At 31.2% G+C, this 22,808-nt stretch carries 29 protein-coding genes; 13 read left to right on the top strand and 16 right to left on the bottom strand.

The features are described 5' to 3' along the window. Positions 1-60: 60 nt before the first annotated feature. The 6 genes from ACOQOS_RS03205 (at position 61) to ACOQOS_RS03230 (ending at position 4,699) form a co-directional block, all read left to right on the top strand. On the top strand, positions 61-1,011 hold the full coding sequence (locus ACOQOS_RS03205) for an isopenicillin N synthase family dioxygenase (protein WP_420573520.1): 951 nt from the start codon (positions 61-63) through the stop codon (positions 1,009-1,011). A 153-nt stretch (positions 1,012-1,164) separates the two neighbouring features. After that, a complete protein-coding gene (locus tag ACOQOS_RS03210) occupies positions 1,165-1,512 on the top strand; it encodes a translation initiation factor (protein WP_420573521.1) in 348 nt (115 codons plus the stop codon). A gap of 1 nt (position 1,513) precedes the next feature. Further along, complete coding sequence (locus tag ACOQOS_RS03215) at positions 1,514-2,443, top strand: DUF1835 domain-containing protein (protein ID WP_420573522.1); 930 nt, start codon at positions 1,514-1,516, stop codon at positions 2,441-2,443. Beyond that, positions 2,436-3,305 carry a nucleoside phosphorylase gene (locus ACOQOS_RS03220; protein WP_420573523.1) on the top strand — a complete coding sequence of 290 codons (870 nt, stop codon included), beginning with the start codon at positions 2,436-2,438 and terminating at the stop codon, positions 3,303-3,305. Before ACOQOS_RS03215 ends, ACOQOS_RS03220 begins: the two co-directional genes overlap by 8 nt. Positions 3,306-3,315: 10 nt before the next feature. Beyond that, positions 3,316-4,170 (top strand): substrate-binding domain-containing protein, encoded by an 855-nt coding sequence (locus ACOQOS_RS03225; RefSeq protein WP_420573524.1) that lies wholly within the window; start codon positions 3,316-3,318, stop codon positions 4,168-4,170. A 364-nt stretch (positions 4,171-4,534) separates the two neighbouring features. Then, on the top strand, positions 4,535-4,699 hold the full coding sequence (locus tag ACOQOS_RS03230) for a hypothetical protein (RefSeq protein ID WP_420573525.1): 165 nt from the start codon (positions 4,535-4,537) through the stop codon (positions 4,697-4,699). 207 nt (positions 4,700-4,906) lie between these two features. On the opposite strand, the gene ACOQOS_RS03235 is transcribed toward ACOQOS_RS03230, so the two are convergent. Then, positions 4,907-5,572 carry a uracil-DNA glycosylase gene (locus ACOQOS_RS03235; protein ID WP_420573526.1) on the bottom strand — a complete coding sequence of 222 codons (666 nt, stop codon included), beginning with the start codon at positions 5,570-5,572 and terminating at the stop codon, positions 4,907-4,909. A gap of 114 nt (positions 5,573-5,686) precedes the next feature. On the opposite strand from ACOQOS_RS03235, the gene ACOQOS_RS03240 reads away from it, so the two are divergent. The 3 genes from ACOQOS_RS03240 to ACOQOS_RS03250 all read left to right on the top strand — a co-directional run bounded on the left by ACOQOS_RS03240 (position 5,687) and on the right by ACOQOS_RS03250 (position 8,999). Further along, on the top strand, positions 5,687-7,858 hold the full coding sequence (locus ACOQOS_RS03240; protein WP_420573527.1) for an endonuclease MutS2: 2,172 nt from the start codon (positions 5,687-5,689) through the stop codon (positions 7,856-7,858). Between the two features lie 122 nt (positions 7,859-7,980). Beyond that, complete coding sequence (locus tag ACOQOS_RS03245) at positions 7,981-8,496, top strand: M23 family metallopeptidase (RefSeq protein WP_420573528.1); 516 nt, start codon at positions 7,981-7,983, stop codon at positions 8,494-8,496. Positions 8,497-8,582: 86 nt separating this feature from the next. Further along, positions 8,583-8,999, top strand: coding sequence for a thiol-disulfide oxidoreductase DCC family protein (locus ACOQOS_RS03250; RefSeq protein ID WP_420573529.1), 417 nt, complete (start codon positions 8,583-8,585; stop codon positions 8,997-8,999). Positions 9,000-9,051: 52 nt separating this feature from the next. On the opposite strand, the gene ACOQOS_RS03255 is transcribed toward ACOQOS_RS03250, so the two are convergent. The 11 genes from ACOQOS_RS03255 to ACOQOS_RS03305 all read right to left on the bottom strand — a co-directional run bounded on the left by ACOQOS_RS03255 (position 9,052) and on the right by ACOQOS_RS03305 (position 15,886). Next, positions 9,052-9,627: a hypothetical protein gene (locus ACOQOS_RS03255; protein ID WP_420573530.1), complete on the bottom strand. Its 576-nt coding sequence runs from the start codon at positions 9,625-9,627 to the stop codon at positions 9,052-9,054. 2 nt (positions 9,628-9,629) lie between these two features. Continuing rightward, on the bottom strand, positions 9,630-10,508 hold the full coding sequence (locus ACOQOS_RS03260; protein WP_420573531.1) for a sterol desaturase family protein: 879 nt from the start codon (positions 10,506-10,508) through the stop codon (positions 9,630-9,632). 186 nt (positions 10,509-10,694) lie between these two features. Beyond that, positions 10,695-10,877, bottom strand: a complete 183-nt coding sequence (locus ACOQOS_RS03265) for a hypothetical protein (protein WP_420573532.1) — start codon at positions 10,875-10,877, stop codon at positions 10,695-10,697. 52 nt (positions 10,878-10,929) lie between these two features. Further along, complete coding sequence (locus tag ACOQOS_RS03270) at positions 10,930-11,796, bottom strand: AraC family transcriptional regulator (RefSeq protein ID WP_420573533.1); 867 nt, start codon at positions 11,794-11,796, stop codon at positions 10,930-10,932. 240 nt (positions 11,797-12,036) lie between these two features. Beyond that, on the bottom strand, positions 12,037-12,435 hold the full coding sequence (locus ACOQOS_RS03275; RefSeq protein ID WP_420573534.1) for a VOC family protein: 399 nt from the start codon (positions 12,433-12,435) through the stop codon (positions 12,037-12,039). A gap of 126 nt (positions 12,436-12,561) precedes the next feature. Further along, positions 12,562-13,287: a DUF6597 domain-containing transcriptional factor gene (locus tag ACOQOS_RS03280; protein WP_420573535.1), complete on the bottom strand. Its 726-nt coding sequence runs from the start codon at positions 13,285-13,287 to the stop codon at positions 12,562-12,564. Between the two features lie 218 nt (positions 13,288-13,505). Beyond that, positions 13,506-13,808 (bottom strand): hypothetical protein, encoded by a 303-nt coding sequence (locus ACOQOS_RS03285; RefSeq protein ID WP_420573536.1) that lies wholly within the window; start codon positions 13,806-13,808, stop codon positions 13,506-13,508. A gap of 65 nt (positions 13,809-13,873) precedes the next feature. Then, positions 13,874-14,266, bottom strand: a complete 393-nt coding sequence (locus ACOQOS_RS03290) for a Crp/Fnr family transcriptional regulator (RefSeq protein ID WP_420573537.1) — start codon at positions 14,264-14,266, stop codon at positions 13,874-13,876. Positions 14,267-14,341: 75 nt separating this feature from the next. Beyond that, the gene (locus ACOQOS_RS03295; RefSeq protein WP_420573538.1) at positions 14,342-14,956 is read right to left on the bottom strand and encodes a hypothetical protein; all 615 of its coding nucleotides are present in this window, start codon (positions 14,954-14,956) and stop codon (positions 14,342-14,344) included. Continuing rightward, positions 14,946-15,335 carry a hypothetical protein gene (locus ACOQOS_RS03300; protein ID WP_420573539.1) on the bottom strand — a complete coding sequence of 130 codons (390 nt, stop codon included), beginning with the start codon at positions 15,333-15,335 and terminating at the stop codon, positions 14,946-14,948. The genes ACOQOS_RS03295 and ACOQOS_RS03300 overlap by 11 nt, the downstream gene beginning before the upstream one ends. Then, positions 15,332-15,886 carry a TetR/AcrR family transcriptional regulator gene (locus ACOQOS_RS03305; protein ID WP_420573540.1) on the bottom strand — a complete coding sequence of 185 codons (555 nt, stop codon included), beginning with the start codon at positions 15,884-15,886 and terminating at the stop codon, positions 15,332-15,334. The genes ACOQOS_RS03300 and ACOQOS_RS03305 overlap by 4 nt, the downstream gene beginning before the upstream one ends. A gap of 190 nt (positions 15,887-16,076) precedes the next feature. On the opposite strand from ACOQOS_RS03305, the gene ACOQOS_RS03310 reads away from it, so the two are divergent. From ACOQOS_RS03310 to ACOQOS_RS03320, 3 genes are all read left to right on the top strand, one after another. Next, positions 16,077-16,940: a GIN domain-containing protein gene (locus ACOQOS_RS03310; RefSeq protein WP_420573541.1), complete on the top strand. Its 864-nt coding sequence runs from the start codon at positions 16,077-16,079 to the stop codon at positions 16,938-16,940. Between the two features lie 34 nt (positions 16,941-16,974). Continuing rightward, a complete protein-coding gene (locus ACOQOS_RS03315) occupies positions 16,975-17,748 on the top strand; it encodes a hypothetical protein (protein WP_420573542.1) in 774 nt (257 codons plus the stop codon). 82 nt (positions 17,749-17,830) lie between these two features. Continuing rightward, entirely contained in the window at positions 17,831-18,280 is a 450-nt protein-coding gene (locus ACOQOS_RS03320; RefSeq protein WP_420573543.1) for a hypothetical protein, read from the top strand. Positions 18,281-18,346: 66 nt separating this feature from the next. On the opposite strand, the gene ACOQOS_RS03325 is transcribed toward ACOQOS_RS03320, so the two are convergent. Both ACOQOS_RS03325 and ACOQOS_RS03330 read right to left on the bottom strand, forming a co-directional pair. After that, positions 18,347-18,508, bottom strand: a complete 162-nt coding sequence (locus ACOQOS_RS03325) for a hypothetical protein (protein WP_420573544.1) — start codon at positions 18,506-18,508, stop codon at positions 18,347-18,349. Positions 18,509-18,750: 242 nt separating this feature from the next. Continuing rightward, positions 18,751-19,158 carry a hypothetical protein gene (locus tag ACOQOS_RS03330; RefSeq protein WP_420573545.1) on the bottom strand — a complete coding sequence of 136 codons (408 nt, stop codon included), beginning with the start codon at positions 19,156-19,158 and terminating at the stop codon, positions 18,751-18,753. A 181-nt stretch (positions 19,159-19,339) separates the two neighbouring features. Between ACOQOS_RS03330 and ACOQOS_RS03335 the strand changes: the two genes are divergently transcribed. Further along, complete coding sequence (locus ACOQOS_RS03335) at positions 19,340-19,795, top strand: hypothetical protein (RefSeq protein ID WP_420573546.1); 456 nt, start codon at positions 19,340-19,342, stop codon at positions 19,793-19,795. A gap of 14 nt (positions 19,796-19,809) precedes the next feature. Here the strand turns inward: ACOQOS_RS03335 and ACOQOS_RS03340 are convergent, their stop codons facing one another. Together ACOQOS_RS03340 and ACOQOS_RS03345 are read right to left on the bottom strand one after the other, a co-directional pair. Further along, entirely contained in the window at positions 19,810-22,434 is a 2,625-nt protein-coding gene (locus ACOQOS_RS03340; protein WP_420573547.1) for a DNA gyrase/topoisomerase IV subunit A, read from the bottom strand. Further along, entirely contained in the window at positions 22,434-22,802 is a 369-nt protein-coding gene (locus ACOQOS_RS03345; RefSeq protein WP_420573548.1) for a hypothetical protein, read from the bottom strand. Before ACOQOS_RS03345 ends, ACOQOS_RS03340 begins: the two co-directional genes overlap by 1 nt. Positions 22,803-22,808 lie beyond the last annotated feature (6 nt).

Genomic DNA, 22,808 nt, shown 5'->3' on the forward strand with positions numbered 1-22,808 from the left:
TCCTAAAAGGATGATTTATAGCGAACAACATGTGACACTAAAAATAATACATACGAACACATGAAAAATATTCCAAGCGTAGATCTTACAGATTTCTTGTCAGACGATCCAAAGAGAAAACAAAAGTTTATTGATGAAATTGGAAAAGCCTATGAAGACATTGGTTTTGTTGCTTTAAAAGGTCATTTTCTGAGCAATACTTTGGTAGATAATTTGTATGATGAAATCAAGAAATTCTTCGGTTTACCATTAGAAACAAAGAGTAAATATGAAATTCCAGGCATTGGAGGACAACGTGGTTATGTTTCTTTTGGAAAAGAAAGTGCCAAAGGTAGAAAAGTTGGTGATTTGAAAGAATTCTGGCATTTTGGACAATATGTAGAAGATAATGACAAACTAAAGGAAGAATACCCAGATAATGTTACCGTTAATGAATTAGCAAATTTTAATACCGTTGGAAAAGAAACGTTTCAAATGCTTGAAAAAACAGGTGTTTACGTATTAAGAGCTCTAGCTTTATATTTAGGATTGGATGAATTCTATTTTGACAATTTTATTAAGAACGGAAATAGTATTTTACGACCAATTCATTATCCACCAATTACCAATGAACCTAAAGATGCAGTTCGTGCTGCTGCACATGGAGACATTAATTTGATCACATTATTAATGGGCGCACATGGAAAAGGATTGCAAGTACAACGTCATGATGGCGAATGGTTAGATGCTATTGCAGAACCAGATGAATTAGTTATCAATGTTGGAGATATGTTATCGCGTCACAGTAATAATAAATTGAAATCTACGATACATAGAGTTGTAAATCCGCCAAGAGAACTTTGGGGAACATCGCGCTACTCTATTCCTTTCTTTATGCATCCTATTAGCGAAATGCCTTTAGATTGTTTAGAAAACTGTATTGATGAAGACAATCCGAAGAAATTTGACGATATTACCGCTGGTGAATTCCTAAATCAACGTTTAGTTGAACTAGGATTGATTAAAAAGTAAAAACAATTTATTTTAGAAATATAGTATAACACTGATAGCAATTGTTATCAGTGTTATTTTTTGAAAAAAAACATGATCTTGTAGATGTTTTCGCTATGGTAAATTAAGTATATTTATCTATCTCAAAATTAATAATAGTACGTTTATAATAATATGGCAAAGAAAAAACTTGGCTTAGAAGATTTAGGAGGATTTGTATTTTCTACAAATGATGATTTTGAATTAGAAAATGAAGCCGTTGAAGAAACATTAATTCCTAAAGACCAATATTTAGAAGCACATTTTAGCAACAAAGGTCGCGGAGGAAAAGTAGTTACCGTTATTAAAGGTTTTGTAGGAACGGAAGATGATTTAAAGACTTTAGCTAAACTCCTAAAAGTAAAATGTGGTGTTGGCGGAAGTACTAAAGACAACGAAATCATTATTCAAGGGAATTATAGAGATAAAATTGTACAAATTCTACAAAAAGAAGGATACAATGTAAAACGTGTAGGAGGCTAATATGCTCGATAAAACAATACACATATTAAATGGAGACGCGCTCGTACCTCGATTGGACGCAGTAGGAATTAAAGAAGATCAATTTGTTTGGCGCGAAATGCTTTGCGAAGGAAAAACAGTATATGATTTAAAATCTGATGCCTTCAAAGATGTCCGAATTGACTATTTAAAACAATTCATAGATACTGAAATTACGTATGATGAATCGTTCTTAATTCCACTCTTAACAACTAATTTTGCCAAATACACTTCTATTGTTCTTTGGTTTGAATACGATCTTTTTTGTCATATCAATATGATTGCAGCTTTAAGTTACCTAAAACAACTCAAAGTTTCTGGGAATATATATTTAGTATGTAGCGGTTGGGTTGACAATGAACCAAATCTAAAAGGCATTGGCGAACTTACAGATGTACAATTAAAAGAACATTACAAACAAAAAATTAAATTAACACAAAAAGATATTGATCTAGCTGATACACTCTGGAAACTCTATTGTACAGACGATCATACAAATTTTAAAAAATACATCACGCTTACTTCTTCATTTCCGTATCTATCTAACTGTATAAACGCACACTTAAAGCGATTTCCTTCAGTTTCAAACGGAATGAATGTCTTAGAAACTCACATTCTAAAAATCATTCACAAAGAAGAAATAAAAAGCACACGACAACTTATTGGATACATTCTACAATATCAAGGCTATTATGGATTTGGCGATTTACAAATCAAAAATATAATTCATAAATTAGCTACCTTTTTTGAAACTAAAAATGATCGATTAACATTAAATAGACAAGGTTTATTGGCTATTGATAACATACAAAGTTTCTACGATCAACTTTCGGATGATACCTTTTTTGGCAATTGTAGTAAATATGAATATTGCTATCATCCATCAAAACAAATACTCACAAAACATGAATAGAATAGCTGAATCTGAATTAATTATAAATCCTGATGGAAGCATTTATCACTTAAACATACTTCCCGAAGACATTGCAACAACAATTATAACTGTTGGCGATCCTGATCGCGTTTCTTCTGTTAGTAAATATTTTGACACTATAGAAGTTAAAAAAGCAAAACGTGAATTTGTAACGCATACTGGAACATTAAATGGAAAGCGTATTTCCGTAATCTCCACAGGAATTGGAACCGATAATATTGATATCGTTTTCAATGAACTTGATGCACTTGTTAATGTTGATTTTAATTCACGCCAAGTGAAAGATAATTTCACACAATTAGATATCATTCGTATTGGGACTTCTGGTTCTATTCAAGAAAATATTCCTGTAGATAGCTTTTTAATCAGTGAATTAGCAATAGGATTTGATAGCTTATTGCATTTCTACGAAAGTGATCATGTGTTAGATGCAGCAATAACAGAAGCCTTTATACAACAAACAAATTGGTCTTCTAAAAAATCAGATCCATATGTTGTGAAAGCAAATTCAAATTTAGTCGACCAATTATCGTCTGAAAAGACCGTTTTAGGATTTACAGCTACAAATGTTGGTTTTTACGGTCCACAAAGTAGAAAAATACGATTAAATGTTCAAGATGAGCAACTAAATGACAAACTTGCTACATTCAATCATAATGATAAAAAAATAACAAACTTAGAAATGGAAACTGCCGGAATTTATGGATTAGCAAATCTATTAGGACATCGCTCTATTTCTATGAATGCAATCATTGCGAACCGACCACTTGGAGAGTTCAGCAAAACACCAAAGGAAACTGTTGATCAATTAATTCAATATACCTTAGGAAAACTCGTTTAAAAATCCCCAAATGAAAAAAATTAATATCGGCGGAGTTCCAGAACACTTCAATTTAGCTTGGTATCTAACACTTAAAGAACGTGCTTACGAAAAAGAAGGCATCAATCTGCGTTGGAAAGATTATCCTGGAGGAACTGGTGCGATGTGTAAAGCACTTCGAAATAAAAAAATTGATTTAGCTGTTATCCTTACGGAAGGAATCATTAAAGATATCATAGCTGGAAATCCTGCTAAAATTGTACAAACCTATGTGCAATCGCCATTAATTTGGGGAATTCACGTTGCTGCAGATGCTACTTATGAAACCATAGACGATTTAAAAGGAACAAAGGCAGCCATAAGTCGTTATGGTTCTGGCTCACATCTTATGGCATATATCAATGCTGAAAATAATGGTTGGGACACAGAAAATTTAGGTTTTGAAGTTATTAATAACCTTGAAGGCGCTATTGACGGATTAAACCGTGGAAAAGGTGATTACTTTATGTGGGAACATTTCACTACAAAACCTTTAGTAGATCAAGGGATTTTTAAAAGAGTTGATGACTGCCCTACTCCTTGGCCATGTTTTGTAATTGCAGTGCGTTCAGAATTGTTAGAAGAAGATGAAGAAACTGTTAAAACAATATTAGAAATCATCAACGCAATGACAGCGCAGTTTAAAGACATTCCCAATATCGATGAAACCATTGCTTCTCGTTACGAACAACAACTAGAAGATGTACAAAAATGGTTGTCGCTAACAGAATGGAGTCAGGAACTCATTGACGAAGAAACAATTACAAAAGTACAAGACAAACTACTTAGTTTAGATATTATACCTGAAAAATGGACTTATGACCAATTAACTCATAAAATTTCATAGTCCATTCAACGAACCATTCGTCGAAGCGTTCAATAGAGCGCTTTTTTTATGATCTGCAAAAATATTAAAATATTGATATTCAGTTGTTTAAATTTTAATACACGTATAAACACCTGTTCTTTTAGGGGGTTTTTCCCCTTTTAAAAAGGGAAAAAGTGTCGACGAGTGGTGCATTTAACCCTGTGAATCGACAAAAAAGAGCGATTTTGTGTCATTTAACGAAAATTTAAACATGTAATCGATTAAATGTCCCAAATAAGGATTGACATACTACATTTGATATCAGAAAGTAATAAGGGCAAAATGTTACTTTCTAGCTTACAAAACAATTTATCAGATTATTAACATTACAACTACTATCATTATGAAAAAATCATTATTATTAATCGCAGCGGCAGGTTTATTATTAGCATCTTGTGGATCTAACTGTATGGGTAAAGGAGTTAACTTTGCTGATGCAGATGACGCAAAAGAAAACTACATTATGACTGCAAATGCAGAAGAAGCTTCTTGCGTAGAAGTATACTAAGGAAAAACTATCCAATTATATATACAAAAGGTTGTAACATTAGTGTTGCAACCTTTTTTAATTCATTTAATTTTAATTGAAAGATTATAAGATTGAATAGCTCAATGATTTGCTTCTAAGAAACATTTAATATAAGCCAACACTAATATTTCAAGAACGAATCCAGTCTAACAGATGAAGTCGATAAATATTAAAAGTGACAGCAAATTACCAACGAATTCCTTCTATACGTTGACTTACTAAATAATCATTGCAACGACTAAAGTGTTTATTGTTAAACCAAAATCCACGATTCGCACTCAAAGGTGATGGATGACCTGAAGTTAATACATAATGTTTATTCTTATCAACCTTTGCTCCTTTTTTCTTGGCAAATCCGCCCCAAAGTAAAAAGACAACGTTTTCCTTTTTCTCTGAAATAACTTTAATAACAGCATCAGTAAATGTTTCCCAACCTTGTTTTTGATGGCTTCCTGCTTGATGTGCTCGTACAGTTAAAGTTGCGTTCAATAATAAAACACCTTGTTTAGCCCAACGTTCTAAATTTCCACTAACTGGCGTATCGACTCCAATATCACGTTTAATCTCTTTAAAAATATTAATTAATGATGGTGGATGTGGAATTCCATCATTTACTGAAAAACATAAACCATTTGCTTGTCCCACTCCATGATATGGATCTTGTCCAATAATGACAACTTTCAATCTGTGAAACGGACAATGATCAAAAGCTGCAAAAATGTCTTTTCCTTTTGGGAAACATTTATTTTGCGAATATTCTGACTTAACATAAGCAGATAATTCTTTAAAATATGGCTTCTCAAATTCATCTTGCAAATGAAATTTCCAACTTTCTTCAATTTTTACGTTCATATTTTCGTGTGTATGATATTGAAATTGATTTTACAATCAACATATAAATAAGTACCTTTGGCATCGGCTAAAAATCTGCGCCGACTTGCTGATAAAAATTAGCTCAAATTTACAATGATTAAAATACATTCCAAAACATTAGATGATTTAGAATTCGAAACTGTTTTACAACAAGTTTCCGAACATGCTGTGACCACATATGGTAAACAGAAAGTTAATAATACACAACCTTTTCATGATAAAGATGTATTGTTAACCAACCTTGCCTATGTAAATGAATACCTAGCATCTTTTGAGAATGAAAACGTGATTCCTAATCATGGTTTTGAAGGAATATCACTAGAAATTAAATTATTAGCAATAGAAAATAGTTTTCTGGAAATTCAAGGATTTCGTAAAATTTCGGCTATTTCTAGTGCTGTCAATTTATTAATTAAGTTTTTTAAGAAGTTTCAAGAATATTATCCAACATTACAATCACGTTCAGAACGTATTGAATTCACGAAAGTATTAATTACTGAAATTGATAATGTAATCAATCGTTTTGGAGAAGTTAAAGATTCTGCTTCTCCAGAATTGTCACGAATTCGTCGTGGAATTTTAAGCATTCGCGGAAAAATCAATCAGAGTTTTTCTTCAGCACTAAGCAGATATAATCAAGCAGATTATTTAGATGAAATTCGTGAAACTGTTGTTGACAACCGTAGAGTTTTAGCTGTAAAAGCCATGCATCGTCGCAAAGTAAAAGGTGCGATTATGGGAAATTCTAAAACGGGAAGCATAGTATATATTGAACCAGAAATTACGTTACAATATACACGAGAGCTATCGAATTTAGAATATGAAGAAAAGGAAGAAGTTACACGTATATTAAAGGAATTAACAGACTTTACACGTCCGTTTGCGCCACTTTTGGAGGAATATCAAGACTTCTTAAGCGATTTGGACGTAAGTTATGCTAAAGCAAAATATGCAGCTTCTATGGAAGCAATTCTACCTGAAATTTCAGAGAAACGTGAATTATTTCTAAAAGATGCATATCATCCACTACTCTATTTAACAAATAAAGAGCGAAACGAAAAAACGTATCCACAAACTATTGAACTCAGTCAGGATAATAGAATTATTGTGATTTCTGGACCAAATGCCGGAGGAAAAAGTATTACGTTAAAAACGATTGGTTTGTTACAATTAATGTTGCAAAGCGGAATGTTAGTTCCTGTACATGAACGCAGTAAAATGTGTTTATTTGATCGAATTTTGACAGATATTGGAGACGGACAATCTATAGAAAATCATTTAAGTACCTATAGTTATCGTTTGAAACAGATGAATTACTTTTTGAAAAAGTGTAATAATAGAACACTGTTTTTAATTGATGAATTTGGTACAGGAAGTGATCCTGAATTAGGTGGTGCTTTGGCGGAAACATTCCTGGAAGTATTTTACGAACGTGAAGCTTTTGGAATTATCACAACGCACTACTCCAATTTAAAATTATTGGCAAACGAATTGCCACATGCAACAAATGCGAACATGATGTTTGATCGCAAGACATTGTTGCCAATTTACCAATTAGCTTTAGGTCAAGCTGGAAGTTCGTTTACTTTTGAAGTTGCACAGAAAAATGGAATTCCATATAGTTTAATCAATAAAGCAAAGAAAAAAATTGAACGTGGAAAAGTTCGTTTTGATGCTACCATTGCAAAACTACAGAAAGAACGTAGTGCTATGGAGAAAACTTCAAAACTCTTGAAGGAAGAAGAAATCAAAGCACGTGAAGAAAACGAACGTTTGGAAGCTCTAAATACCAAGACAAAGTCAAAATTAGAGAGCTATCAACAGTTATATGATCATGATAAACGCATGATTCATCTTGGTAATAAAATTAATGAAATTGCTGAACGTTATTTTGATAATAAAAAGAAACGTCCGTTAATTTCTGAGTTCTTACGTATTGTAGAAACTGAAAACTCGAAACGTAAAAAACAAACTGCTAAAGAGAAGAAAGTTCAAAAAGCAAAACAGCGCGAAGCTAAAAAAGAAGTCATTCAAAAAGTAGCGGTCATTCGTGAAGAAAAGAAAGTTGCAAAGAAAAAGGCTGCTAAAGAAGAAGCTGAGAAACCAAAAGTTGTTTTAAAAGTTGGCGATCGCGTACGAATGCCAGATGGTAAAGCTGTTGGAACAATTGACAGTATTGAAAAAGGAAAAGCAACAGTGAACTATGGATTGTTTACTACAAGTATTTCTGTAGATCAATTAGAATTTGTGCAAGCTGGGAAATAGTGTTGAATGTTGAATGTTGAATGTTGAATAAGTTGTTCAAATAATCCTTTCTATTAAAATAGAAACTATTAAACTTCAGATTTATTTTTATCACTTGTAAATTCACAACTTATCAACTAACAATGAAAAGAAAAATTGGCATTACAATTCTCATGATCATTATTATAGGTTATTTGATTCCTGAGAATTTTAGTATGCCCGTTAAGAATGCTACTTCTAATGATTACAATAAGGAATCTTTTTGGTATTATCCTTGGGGAAAATCGGTTACACATAAAGGCGTAGATATTTTTGCTACAAAAGGAACTCAATTGAATGCGGCTATATCAGGAATCGTTTTATATGCAGGAACTGTAGATGTTGGCGGAAATGTTATCATTATACTTGGTCCAAAGTGGAAGTTACATTATTACGCACATTTGGATACGATTACTACTTCTAGCCTATCATATGTAAGCAGAAATGAACAAATTGGAACAATTGGAAACTCTGGAAATGCAAATGGAAAATCACCACATTTACATTATGCGATTGCTACAATTATTCCGTATCCTTGGAAAATTGATAATGACAGACAAGGTTGGAAAAAAATGTTTTATTTGAATCCTATTGAATATTTGAAAGCATCAAAGAATTAGAAAGACCTTTATAAATTTAAAATTCAACATTTATAATTTAAAATTTCCAAAGTCGTATCTTTGTAATAGATTTCAAAAAAAGTAAAATGATAGATTCTTTACCGAAAGATAAAAAAATCGTATTGTTTGATGGCGTTTGTAATTTGTGCAATAGTTTCATCAACAAGATCATTGAACGCGATACAAACGACATATTTCGTTATGCTTCTTTGCAGTCTGAAGTAGGAATTGCTATTCAAAAACATTTGAAGTTAGATGCTTCTAAACTAGATTCTGTGATTTTGTTTGAACCTGATGGAAGTTATTATCATAAATCTACTGCCGCTTTAAGAATCATGAAAGAATTTGGTGGCGCTTGGTCTTTGATGCAAGTTTTTATGATATTTCCTAAATTTCTCCGTGATGCAGGCTATAACTTTGTTGCAAAATATCGCTACAAATGGTTTGGTAAAAAAGATAGTTGTATGATGCCAACTCCTGAGTTAAAAGCGAAATTTTTGTAGCTGATTTTAAGCTGTTTTTTTTGCAATAATCACGAAATGTATTCCTAAAAGTTTAAAAATTAATACCTGCTTCAATAGCAAAACCTAAAGAACGATTTAGAGCTCTAGAATTAGACAGTTTACCTATTATTTTACCTCCTATAACAAGTCCAAAGTCTGGAAAAGGAACATATAAAAATCCTGTGTTCATGCTACCTTCAATCAAAAATTTTGTACTTTTCTCTACTGTAATACGTTCAACTGTTTCCAATCCTGGTGAAACTCCAACTCCTAAATTAATATAAAAATCATTCCCTAGATATTCATAACCATCAAATCCCATTCCTAGAGAATAATTAGCTACATTTTTAATGTTTTTACGCTCTAGAAAACTTTGATCTATATTGGTTTTACCAAAACTTAAAGTAATCGGTATTTGAAATTTATCAGACTCTTTTTTAAACTCACGATAATGTACTGACCAGCCATTGTAATACTTACTAAAAGTATGTTGATAGGAAATCATATATAATTGCTGTAAATCAAGTTCGGATGCATCTAACTCAGGTTTGTTTTGAGCAGATAAGAACTGTGAAAGTAACAAAAACAAGGCGATATAACTAAAGTCAATTGATTTTGATAAATTCATAATTAATACTTTTTAGTTTCCTTAAAATAGCTAGGTTTCCATATTAAATTACCGAAAACAATGCGTAGTTTATCTTTAAGTGTTCTACATCTTTTTACATCTTTCCAGATATTTTTATATTCAATAAAATTGATTGTAATTGGGTTATTGGAATTAATATTTTTTGTTAGACCATATACTACTTTGTCTTCTTCGCTTTGATAAGTACCAAAAATTCTATCCCAAATAATTAGAAATCCACCATAATTTTTATCTAAATATTTTCCATTAGATCCATGATGAACTCTATGAACAGATGGTGTATTGAAAATTTTATCTAGCCAACCGAGTTTTCCGATTTTTTCTGTGTGAATCCATGTTTGGAATTGTGCTACCAAAACCAATCCTACTATAGCTTGAAATGGGGAAAATCCAATAAGAATCATAGGAATTAGAAAAATCCATTCAAATAATCCTTCTACGATGCTCAAGCGCATAGATACAGTAAGATTATAGTCTTTTGATGAGTGATGAACGCTATGACTCGCCCACAAGATGCGATGTTCGTGTTCTAAACGATGCATCCAATAATAAGTAAAGTCTGCTACGAAAAAAGCTACTATCCAAGTCCATATATTCATTGGAATTTCAAAAGGTGCTATCCAAGAAATTGGAATTAAAAATATGACACCAATACTACCAATAATACTTTTTTCCAACAGTTGATTCATTACGAATATTGCAATATTTGCTCCAGTGTCTTTCCAACTTCTTTTTCTCTTTTTAATAAAGTCTATGACTATTTCAATCAGAATAATTGCTAGATTGAATAGAAAAAGATAGGATACAAATAGCATAATTCCTGATTCTTCAAATAATGATATTAATCTTGCGAAACTCATGTATTATTTTTTTAATGAATGTTTAAATATTTTGTGTCTGTCTCAGAATTGTCATCAATAATTACGACAAGTTCCGTTCGTTAATACTTGTAAAAGTTATATTAGATTTTTAATTTTAAATAGATGATACTAGTGAAGTTGATGAAACACAAACCAAGCAAGTAAAACTTAGATTGCATATCTGTTTCATTTAGAATGCTTTGTGAATTCTGGGAAAAAGTAAGCAAACCAAGTGAACCACAATAAATTCAGCAGTCCCCAAATGGACTCTTGTCCTTGAAAATAAGCTATAATTTCAGGAAATTTGTAAAAACCAACAACGCCCAAGAAGCCCAGATACCAGTGTTTGTCAAATTTGTAATTTTTCATACTACAAAAGTAAGACTGGCATTAAACAGGTTGTTTGTCCGTTTTGGACAATTTACAGTATGGGAATATAGATTTCTGTAATCAAATCCTTTTTGTCGATTTTCTCGTGGTGATTCACATAAAACTCCAAAATAGGTTTATCGGCAAATTCTAATCGAATCTTTGTTAACCAATTGGCGTAGATGTTATTGTAAGTGTTTTTCAGCTCTTCGTCCGAACCTTTGTGAATGAATTTAACGTATTTTTGAATGGTATGCGTTTTTGTTCGACATAGATTTTCTATTGCAAAATTCAATGGTTTTCTTAGAATTAAAGCAACATTTGTTCTACATCTGCAATCATCTGTAATTTCATTATCGTCTATCGTTTCTGAAAAAAATATACTTTCGTTTGAAAGTAACTTCTTGTGTATACAATATTCAATAAAGGAATCCCAAGTTTTTTCAATTGCTTTTAAATCTTGTGTATTGCCTTTGTGTTCTAGATAAAGTACATCAAATTCAGGAAGTGTTTCTATGGTAAATGGTAATGGTTTTATGCTGTATTCATTGCGAATTTGTTCGATTGGTTTATGAAGCTGATTAGTATTTTTTCTAAAAGCAACAGGTGAACATTTAAATTTATTCTTAAATGCCTTGCTAAAAGAAGCTACATCAGAAAAACCTACATTTATTGCGATATCAGAGACTTGTTCATTGGTATATTTTAAATATTCTGCAGATTTTTCCAATCGAATTCTTTTAATATACTTACCAATAGTTTCATGATGCAATGATTGAAAAATGCGATTTATATTTCGATATGAGTAATGACTGATTTCTTCAATTTTTTCAATTTTTATTTCATCTTTGAAATTTTCATCTATGAAACTAACTAGATTATTATATCTCTCTATTTGTGTACTATTTTGAAGATTCATTTTAATATCTCACAATGGTTTTGGCTATGGTGTTGTTGCAGAATGATGCTGCAAAATTATTCCATCATAAACCAAAGTTAGCAAATACGTGGGAATTTCAAATAGAAATTTCTATGTAATCAACTATGGAAGTTATTAGCAGTATTCCTTGAACTTGAGTATTTTTAACTAGAATAATTGATCTCTTTTCCACTTTTATAAAAAAGATTCAAATTGCTTCTCAATACTATATAATGAATCTTAATTTTGAATTGGTGTACAAATTTCAATTATAAAGCCATTCAAATCTCTCAGATAACCAACTTGCTGTCCCCAAGATTTTGTAACTGCTTGCGCTAACAATACTGCTCCGTTCTCAATTGCATTATCCATTACTTTCTCAACTTCTGACGTCGTAAATGCTAATTCAACTCCAAATGGTTTTTCACTCAATTTACTTTCTAAAAAGCCGTTCTTAAAATTTGAATTCCCGAGTTCAAGGTTTGAAAATGCAATTGTGGTATTGCCTGATTTTATTTCTCCGTAATCATTCTCTGGAGTTAGAAATTTTTGCTCAAATCCAAATGCTTTCTTGTAGAATTCTATAGTTTTTGATACGTCCGAAACGTAAAGAATTGTGTATGCGTATTGAATGTCCATTTTTATAGTTTTTGTTTGTCAAATTTTAGCGGCATCATCCTTGTTTTTTTTATAAAACTAAGACCATTGATCATTTGAAAACAAAGTTACTCGACTAAAAAAGGATTGCTTTGTAAAAAAACGACATTATCTAAAATAGCTTGGATTTTCGCCTGAAATTCGGTTGAATTCATAATTCATATGAGAATGGTCAAAAAATCCCGAATCAAAAGCAATTTTTAAGAGACTTGTTTCGGCAGATGATTTGATACGTTTTTTAGCATTCTCAAAGCGTACTACATTTGAGAATTCCTTCACGGTCAAACCCATATAACTTTTAAAACGTCTTTCTAATTGTCGTAGACTTATATGGTGTGATTTTGCTAAATTATTGATAGTCAATACGCCTTTTGATAACCTTATACTTTTTACAACTGATAAAACTATTGGGTCTTGTGTTGTGTAATTTTGTTTGAAGAGTGTTTCTATGAAATTTTCAAGAAATTTTATTTTAGTGTTTAAATTCTCCAAATCATTTATCTGACTCAAAATATCAAGGTTAACTTTGGGAAATATGCTTGATAATTCAATCTTCAAATTTTTTGTTCCGTCAAGTGGAATTTTTGATAAGCTACCAAAATTTTCTGTTTTAAAACGAATTCCGATTAAGTCTGATTCAGTCGATAATCTCCTAAGCTGATATTTTGACATAACACCTGATAGAAACCCTTTATTTTGCTTTAAGTCGAAAATTATATCAGTACAGTTATCGGGTAATATCTTGAAATTCTCACTCGATTTGTTTTTCGAAAAAGTCCAAAAAGAGTCAACTACGCTATCAATTCTTTTTGATGGTTTTATTTCTTGATACATTAATTAGGGTGCTTAATTATCGTCAATATTTTATAAAGAAACGTAGGCTTATAACAAAACGATACATTTCGCGTTGAGATTTAGTCAAATATAAATATTTTGCTTTTATCATTTTTAGTAAACACTAAATTTTGTTTGGCGACTTTGGAAATAAAACAGGACTTTTAAGTAAGCTTAAAAGCCCTGTGTTTTCTCTCTTTTTGGTAACTACCTTAGTTCTATAACTTAGCCTGTTGTAAAGGTTCTAATATGGTCATTGTCACAGATTCCAGTTGAATTAACTCTAACAAGTTTTTTAATGATTCTTTATCTGCCATTCGTTCATTTGAAAGATGTGCATTTTCCGTTGTGTCCCAATAATAAATATCAATCCAACAATCATCTTTATCTTTGTATAGTGTTTGACTGATAAATCCGTCTAATTTTTTTAAATCAGGAACCATTTCGTTAACTGCGTCAATCATCTGTTTGTCAGAAACATTAGCTTTTGCTTTCCATTTTACACTTTCTAAAACATTCATTTATTTATTATTTAAATTAAAAAGCACAAAATATTTCAAGCAAACTTATTATGCATTAATCTAGATTAAGGTTTTAAAAGTTTGTTCTTTACTTTGCTAAGTGCTTCAGGTGTAATCCCTAAATATGAAGCAATCATTCGTTGTGGAACTCTCTGAATGATTTTTGGGTAGGTTTTAATAAAATGTTCGTAACGCTCAATAGCTGTTGAACTCATCATCATAATTACTCTATTTTGAAGCGCCTCTAATCGGTTGAGAATTTTTTGTAGTTCTATTTTATCTTCATTTCCTTTCTCAAGAATAGCTATTTCAGAATCTTCTAGAGCGTCAATAAATAATTTAGAAGGTTGATCGGTAGAAGTACTATCTGTCATAATCCAATTTTCAGAAGCAAACAAAAAAATATGTTCTTTACCTTTCTTGTCAATAGTATAACTACGAAGTAAACCAGATTTCACTAAGTAAATCTTAGTTTTGGCTTCTCCTGCTCTTTGAAGTACTTATCCTTTTTTTATTTTGATTTCGTTCAATTTCTATTTTCCAATTATTTGATATTCTTCTGGTATTTCAATTCCAGTAAATCCGTTTGTTAATCCGTAGATTATCAATACTGTAAATAAAATTCCAGTAAATACTATTAATTTTGATTGTTGTTCTACTGTAAATCCGAATATTGTCTTTTTCATTTTCTGATAATGAATAGCAGATAAGTGGCCAAAGAAAGAGAAAATTGCTAATCCATAGTAAGGTATAAAAAATAAGGTTAATGGAAATGTATTTAAACCTGCCACACCAAAATAAAAGTTAGTGTCAAGATCTAAAATGTATCGTCCTGTCAAAACTACTCCAACATGAATGCATAAGAAAACTGCCAAGTACAAACCTGTCCAAATCTGTAGTTTTTTATAGAAATTATTCTTTGAGCTTCTAATGGAAAAAAACAATTTTAATCCAGAAACAATTTGAGCAAATACAGCTAATAAAAGAAAAGATTCAACAACAAAATTTCTATACACATATCTAAGGTTATCCATTGTTTTTAAATGAGATTCTACTCCAAATATTCCCATAAAATGATTAAATAGATGCAATCCAATAAAAATTGAAAGTATCAGTCCAGAAAAGTAATGTATTGTTTTAATTTTCATATTTAATTCCTATTAACGATAGCACTCCAATCGGTAATAGTAAAATCCATTGTGGAGCGAATTCTGTTGTATATAAACTACTTATGATGAATGCAAAAGAGAACAGTAAATACAATATTCCAATAAGTTGGATTACCTGTAAACTACTATTGATCTTGTTTAGTCCATACTTGATCAAGTAATAGGAACTTACAAATAGGATTACGGTTACAATGTGCCAAACTCCAAGCCATTCGGTTTTTGATTGAATGTTTAAGTTGCTATCTAATAAAGGATTAACTAAATCTATTTGACCTCCAAATGTATGAAGCAATGCAGTAAATAAATTTATCGTACCAGCAATAATCCAATACATATTTCGCTCTCTTTTTTTCATCATTTTATAGTTATAAATTGGTTTATCTCATCTAACACTTCTACTAAATAGTTCTTTTTTTGCTTTTTATATCTTATCATTTCATGGTAACCTATTAGATATTTATAGAAAATTGATGCCTTAATTTCTGCTTGTTCTTTTGAATATCCTAATCCTATGATCAGATCAATTAAAAAGAGTATTCGTTCATCATCAATTCGATCTATGATTTTTTGAATCGTATTATTTTTTTGAGAATATTTCTTCAAATAAAAGATGAAATCAAGATTAGAATCTTTCCTAAACGCAACTTTAATGAGTTTCAAAATTTTGTCTTTAGGAAATTCCTGTTCATCAACTTCATTGATCACTTTTGTTGTATCAATATCTATCCAGTAAGCAATTAGTTCATTTATAAAATCTTTTTTCGTTTTAAAATGCCAATAAAAACTTGATTTATTACAATTCAGTAATCTTGACATTTTGTCAACATTTATGCCTCCTTCTCCATTCTCAGAGAATAGCTTGTATCCCAATTTAATCCAATCTTTTTTTGAAGCAACAATTTTAGGCATATCTAGACGGTATCGTTTAAACAAAAGTAAGAATATTTTTTATTAAACTATGTCGTTTAATAATTTTTATAAAAACATATGCCGTTAATCCAAAAAAATAACACTTCATACGCTTTCTACTAAAAAATGGCAAACTCCTTGCATTGAGCAATCGTGAAATAGTATTTTTACAGCATTAAATAGTAATAAAATGAAGAAACATATCATCGTAAGTATATTTTTATTAGCAACTCTTTCTGTATTTGCTCAGAAGAAAGAAAAAATTAAAGGAAATCGTGAAGTAACCACGGTTATTTATGAAGTTGATCCATTTACAACATTAGAAGTGAAAGAAGAACTCAAAATCACTTTACTCAACGGAACAACTCCAAAAGTAGAAGTAAATGCAGACGAGAATCTTCATGAGGTATTTAATATTGATGTTATAGATGGAACTTTGAATATTTCTACCTCAAAACAGATTCGTAGTCATAAAAAATTGGAGATTTTCGTTACCATTTCTGAAGATTTAAAACGTATACATTTAGAAAGTGAAGCCGAAATACAATCGCTCACAACTTTAAATATAAATAAAGCTGAAATCAATACAATGGACAAAGCTGTTATAAATCTAAAGGTAAAAGCAGATTCTCTAGCTATTAATAGTTACGGAAAAACAAAAAATATTTATGAAGTTACTGCGAATGAATTAGTACTGACCGCTTTTGAAGACGCCACAGTAGAAGCTTCGGTTACAACTTCTAAATTGACATCACAAGTAGAGTTTGCTGACGTAAAAGTTAACGGACAAACAGACGTTTTATACCTAGAAACAAAAGAAAAAGGTGAATTCGTTGCACATGAACTCACAGCTAAAGAAATTCATGTGACAACAACCGAACAAGCAAGAGTTATACTAAATGCTACTGAAAAGATTGTAATTGACGCACACGATCGATCTGAAATAGATTTGTTAGGAAATCCTTCTACAATCAATATTCTTAAGTTTGAAGAAGAAGCAATTTTACGTAAGGTTGATGCAAGCAAGAAAGGATTTTTGAAGCGTATTTTCTAGTATATTTGTTGTTATTCATTAATATTCAAGCTTCATGAAAATATTTTTTATCGGCATCATTGTTTTAATGATACTTTTTGTTGGAGGATTTGCTGTGTTGATTGCTTTTGTGATCAAAAAATCGACAACTCCAAAGACGAAAGAATTCATAGAAGATGAGCGAAATAAAATGCGCCAAAATGTACTTCAAAAGCGAAAGAAATTAGCTGCTCATAAAACAGAAATGTACCGTGAAGTTACTGATGCAATGACATATAATTATACAAAAGCTGTTACGTATGCTAAGATTTCAGGCTTTATTTATAATGAAAACCGAAAACCTGTTGTTGCTTTTGAACGCATAGAACGTGGAATGAATACCAAAGGACATTTGGTAGCTATGACCAAAAAACAAACATTTTTATTTGAGTTTACAGGTCTGGCAGCTACTTTTTATTGCGATAATGCATTGTTAGGTAGTTTTGATACATCTGGAACTATTTATGATGCAAATCAGCAAGCAATTGGACATGCAAAACATCCTATTAAAGCTTCTTTTCATGTAGACTTCTTTAAAAGAACACATCATCGTTTGGGAGAAGGTTTGTTTCCTTTAACGCTCAACGGAAGAAAATTAGCTACAATTAATGTTTCTCCAAATTATGATGATATTGCTTATGACTTTACAGTGTCTAGCGTTTTTGACGGTTTAGGTTTTGGAACACCAATTATCACACTTACTGATACTCCAACAAAAGAAGAAGAAAATTGGCTATTGGCATTTGCTATTTTTGAAACTGCTTTTCATGGAAATTGGCTCATTCCCTAACTGAAACGACTCGTTTACGCATTCAAACTTCTTGTTCACGTTTATTTTTTGTAGCTTTAGAGTATCATCAATCAATCAAAAAATGAGAAAAATATATGTATGTAGCTTTCTTTGTCTCGTATTTTCAATAAGCTACGCACAAGTTAAAAGCAATAAAGTTGCTACCGTAGAAATTAATAAAACGGTTATTCCGTTTATTGATAAACTTCAAAATAATGAACAGTTTACATTGCACTATTCTTCAAAAGGCTGTTTTCATGATGTAAAAGAATCTATGACTTTTCAAAAAGAACAGGATGCATACTATGTTATCTGTCAAAAAGAAAGGAAAAAATTAGACGCCACAACTCTTGAAGCAATTCGAATATTTGAAAAGGAGCTTTCTGCACAACAGAATAATGGACTTTGCACTACTGTAGATCATTACTTATTGATTTACAACAAATCACAACGTATTATTTCTGACGGAAGTTGTTCTTGGCATGGTTACAGTATATTGAAACAAAAGTTAGGATTTAGGCAATATTCTTAAAAAAGCGCCAATTCAAAAATGAATTGACGCTTTACATATTTCCCAAAAACTGTTATTTTTAATATGTTAGATATGACTTGGACAACAAAATCCGCCACCTGAACAAATCCATCCTGGAGGACAATCTCCACTTCTTTCACAGTAAATTTGGATGCCTCCGTTAATTTTCGATTGTGTTTCCTTACTCAATGTCTCAGCATTTTGTACGTTTAAAATTTTTTTTAACATGATGTTTGTTTTTTGATAACTCCTACTCTATTTAGGCTTTTCAGATATCGCCTTTACTCATTCCGAAAGTAGGAATAAACGCTAGTGAAGTTGTTCGTACCGATAAACGTTAACAGATTTTAGTAAAGGTTGACAAACTTGTTTTGAATGTTTTTAAATGAATTTTAAAAGAAATCGAGAACAACTTCTAATGTATAAGTCATTCTCGATGTATTATATATGTTTAAGATGTTTAATAGCTGCTATTTGCCAAACACATGCAATGTTGCTCTGTTTCTTGAACGATTTTTAGTGTCATATAGAAATGAAATTTTTGTAATGAAACGCTTATTTCCATTCAGATCAATCACGCGAGAATTGCTTCTTCTGTTAAAAGTATGTTTGAGTTTGATTTCTTCTTGTGAACCATTTCCATAGTGAACAACCATTCTATGCATATTTAATGCGCCTTTTGAAACAACAAGTTTCAATTTTTTAAATGTTCCTTCATGTTTTCCAACATGAATTACATCTTTATCTAGTTTGTAGTTGACTTTTTTACTTCCTAATTTTTCCCATTTTTGAGTAAATGTATTAGACTTTGTTGTATCAAAACTTGACAATCCAATGAATAATACTGCACTTAGTAGTAATGTTGCAAATGTTTTCATAATCATTCCTTTTTAAAATTATTAATCTGTAATTGTCTAGACGTTTGTTAGTAAGACCTAAAACTTTAAAAAAGGTTTAATCATGTTTCGGAAGTTGTCATACGGTTTTTAGAAAAAAACACCTGTAAATCATACAATTTCAACCTACATTGAATAGGTATTCATTGTAAAATATTTCGTTATGAAATGTAGAAATTCGTTGGTTTTAGTACATGTTTTGTGGTATCCGTGCTGTAAACATTCAACTCAAAATCAAACAAATATTCAACCTATTACATCTTTAAAGTTTTATGATTCAAATTATAATTGTTATTCTTCAGATAATATAAAAGACGTTTGGAGCATTCAGATAGCAGCACAAATTAAACATACATTCCGCATCAAATATCTGATGATTAAAACTTTAAAAGATTGTAAAACAGCTAACGAACAACAAGTTCTTTTTGGATATACAAATAAGAAGAATGTGATTATTACCACTAAACTCTATTCACAAGGAGAACATTACAACTTTGATAATGAAATTGCAATTCATCACAATTTTACAAATAGCTCAGCTATACAACTCCAAAATGGGCAATGGAAACATGAAAATAATACTAAAAGTACAATTGAACTGCTCGTATTAGCATCATAGATTATTTCTACTGATTAGAACAAACCTATTTGTCCATCATTTGCTGGCTTATCTGTATTTTCGTTACCGTCTACCGTTTCTTCATCAATTACTTCCATATCTGTAGCAGGTTTTTCGCTTTCGTCTTCATATGGTAAAGATTCTAAAGCATTTATTTGTCTTACCTTATCAGATGTCAATTGATTCCCGAGTGCTTTGATACCTTTTATTGAAATAAATTCTTCTAAATTCACTTCCATATTTGGCTTTTGATCTTTTCCACGTTGCTTATAGAAAATAACTTCTGCCATAGGTCGCCAATCCGTCATTACAAGTTCTAATTGCGATTTTGGATGATCTGTAATAAAGAGTTCAACTTTAGAAGTATTTTCTACCAAGAAACGTTTTACGTAGTAACGTTCTTTTTCTCCATCGTAATAAATTGCGGAAATTGGCTTTTTAGGATTCCATTTTTCCAATACAATCATATTACTATCAAAATGTGCCGTCAATTCTGGAAGAATCGTTTTTAATTCTCCTTTTTGATTGATAATTAACAAGCGATCTTCTCCTCTAAATTCTCCAATGAGTTCTCCTCTAGCATCAACATTTAAACGTTGTACAGTTTCATCAAACCAAATTTTACGAGGTTTTAGGGTAGAAACACCTTTTTCTTTGAGTTCAATACGTTTTATAGAGTATTTAGTAACAATATTACCTTTTACGCCTCTACCTTTTATAGATAAATCTGCAAAATCAAGATCCCATTTCAACTTTTTGATGCTTCCTGCTTGACGCAACATAATTGTAATAACTTCTGCTTCTCCATTTGGATTTGCAGAGAAATATGTAATCATTGATCCTTTGTTTCCTTGCGTCAAATCGTACTCTTTACCACGTGTAACACTGGTTACAGCAAAACGCTTGATATAACTTGGACCACTTTTTCCATCACGATAAATCATATTGTAAATAGTACGCTTGTCTTTCTTTTTAAAGATAGCGACATGAATAATATTTTTACCGATAAATGTTTTAGAGTCTACTTTGGTTATTTGCATCTTTCCATCACGTGTAAACGCTATAATATCATCAATATCAGCACAGTCAGCTACATATTCATCTTTTTTAAGTGAAGTTCCAATAAAACCTTCTTCCCTATTAACATAGAGTTTTGTGTTACGAATTACTACTTTTCGTGCATCTACATCATCAAAGATTCTAATTTCAGTTTTACGCTCTTTTCCTTCTCCGTATTGACTTTTTAATCGCTTAAAATAATCAATAGCATATTCTATTAAATGTGCTAAGTGATGTTTTACTTGTGCAATAGATTCTTCTAGTGCATCAATTTTTTGCTGCGCTTTATCAATATCGAACTTAGAAATACGCTTGATTCGAATTTCTGTCAAACGCGTAATGTCTTCTACAGTTACCGCACGTTTTAAGTGTGTAATATGTGGTTTTAAACCTTCATCAATAGCGTTAATTACACCTTCCCAAGTTTCTTCTTCTTCTATTTCACGATAGATTCTGTTTTCGATGAAGATTCTTTCTAAAGATGCAAAATGCCATTGTTCTTGTAATTCTCCAAGTTGAATTTCCAATTCAGATTTTAACAATTGCACCGTATGTTCTGCTGAACGACGTAACATTTCAGAAACACCAATAAATAAAGGCTTATTATCATAAATAATACAACCTAATGGCGAAATAGAACTTTCACAATTCGTAAAGGCATAGAGTGCATCAATGGTTTTATCAGGAGAAATATTATTTGGCAAATGCACGAGTATTTCTACATCGGCAGCCGTATTGTCTTCTATCTTTTTTATTTTTATTTTCCCTTTGTCATTTGCCTTTAAGATTGACTCAATAAGTGATGTCGTGTTTGTTCCAAAAGGAATTTCAGTGATAACTAAGGTATTTTTGTCAAGTTGAGAAATTTTAGCGCGTACACGTACTTTTCCTCCGCGTAGTCCATCATTATAATTACTAACATCCATGATTCCTGATGTTGGGAAATCTGGATAAATTTGGAAACGTTTTCCTTGTAAATGCTTAATCGAAGCATCAATCAGTTCAAGAAAATTATGTGGTAATATTTTAGTAGATAAACCTACGGCAATTCCTTCTGCACCTTGTGCTAATAATAATGGAAATTTTACTGGAAGATTGATCGGTTCGTTTTTACGACCATCATATGACAACTGCCAATCTGTAATTTTTGGGCTGTATACAACATCTAAAGCAAATTTTGACAAACGTGCTTCAATATAACGAGAAGCTGCGGCTCTATCTCCCGTAAGGATATTTCCCCAGTTTCCTTGCGTATCGATCAATAAATCCTTTTGACCAATTTGTACCATAGCATCAGCAATACTAGCATCTCCGTGTGGATGGTACTGCATAGTATGTCCTACAATATTAGCTACTTTATTATAACGTCCATCATCCAAATCTTTCATTGAATGCATAATACGTCTTTGTACAGGTTTAAATCCGTCTTCAATGGCTGGTACAGCTCGTTCTAAGATTACATAAGATGCATAATCCAAAAACCAATCTTTATACATTCCTGTAACTTTGGTAATGGTATCTTGAGCATTGTTGTCATGTTGCTGATTTTCAGCATGTAATTCTTCGTTATGTTCTTCCATTAAGAAATTTCGTTGTTACGCTTTATAACTTTGTCTAAAGACTTTCTTAAAGCCTTCTTTTTACTATTACTCAACAGTGTAATATTGAAACTTACACGTTTGATTTGATTTGATTTTGATCTTACATACACAAATAAGTAACAGAAAAGTAGATAATTCTGTATTCGATAGCGTTTTAGCTTCTCTTTTGGGAATTCTGCTCTGTGTTCTCTGTAATTGATAAAATGTGAAATAAATAAACCTTTGTTTATAAACGTCAGTACATTTCCATCACTATCAAATTCAAAATACTTAGCTGTGCTATAAAATAAAATACTGATTACAATCAAAAAAGCAGGAATTGAATACCACAGTTTTGTATCATTCACATTTTT

Source organism: Kordia sp. (genome assembly GCF_965224175.1).
In the GTDB taxonomy this organism is placed as follows: Bacteria; Bacteroidota; Bacteroidia; order Flavobacteriales; family Flavobacteriaceae; genus Kordia.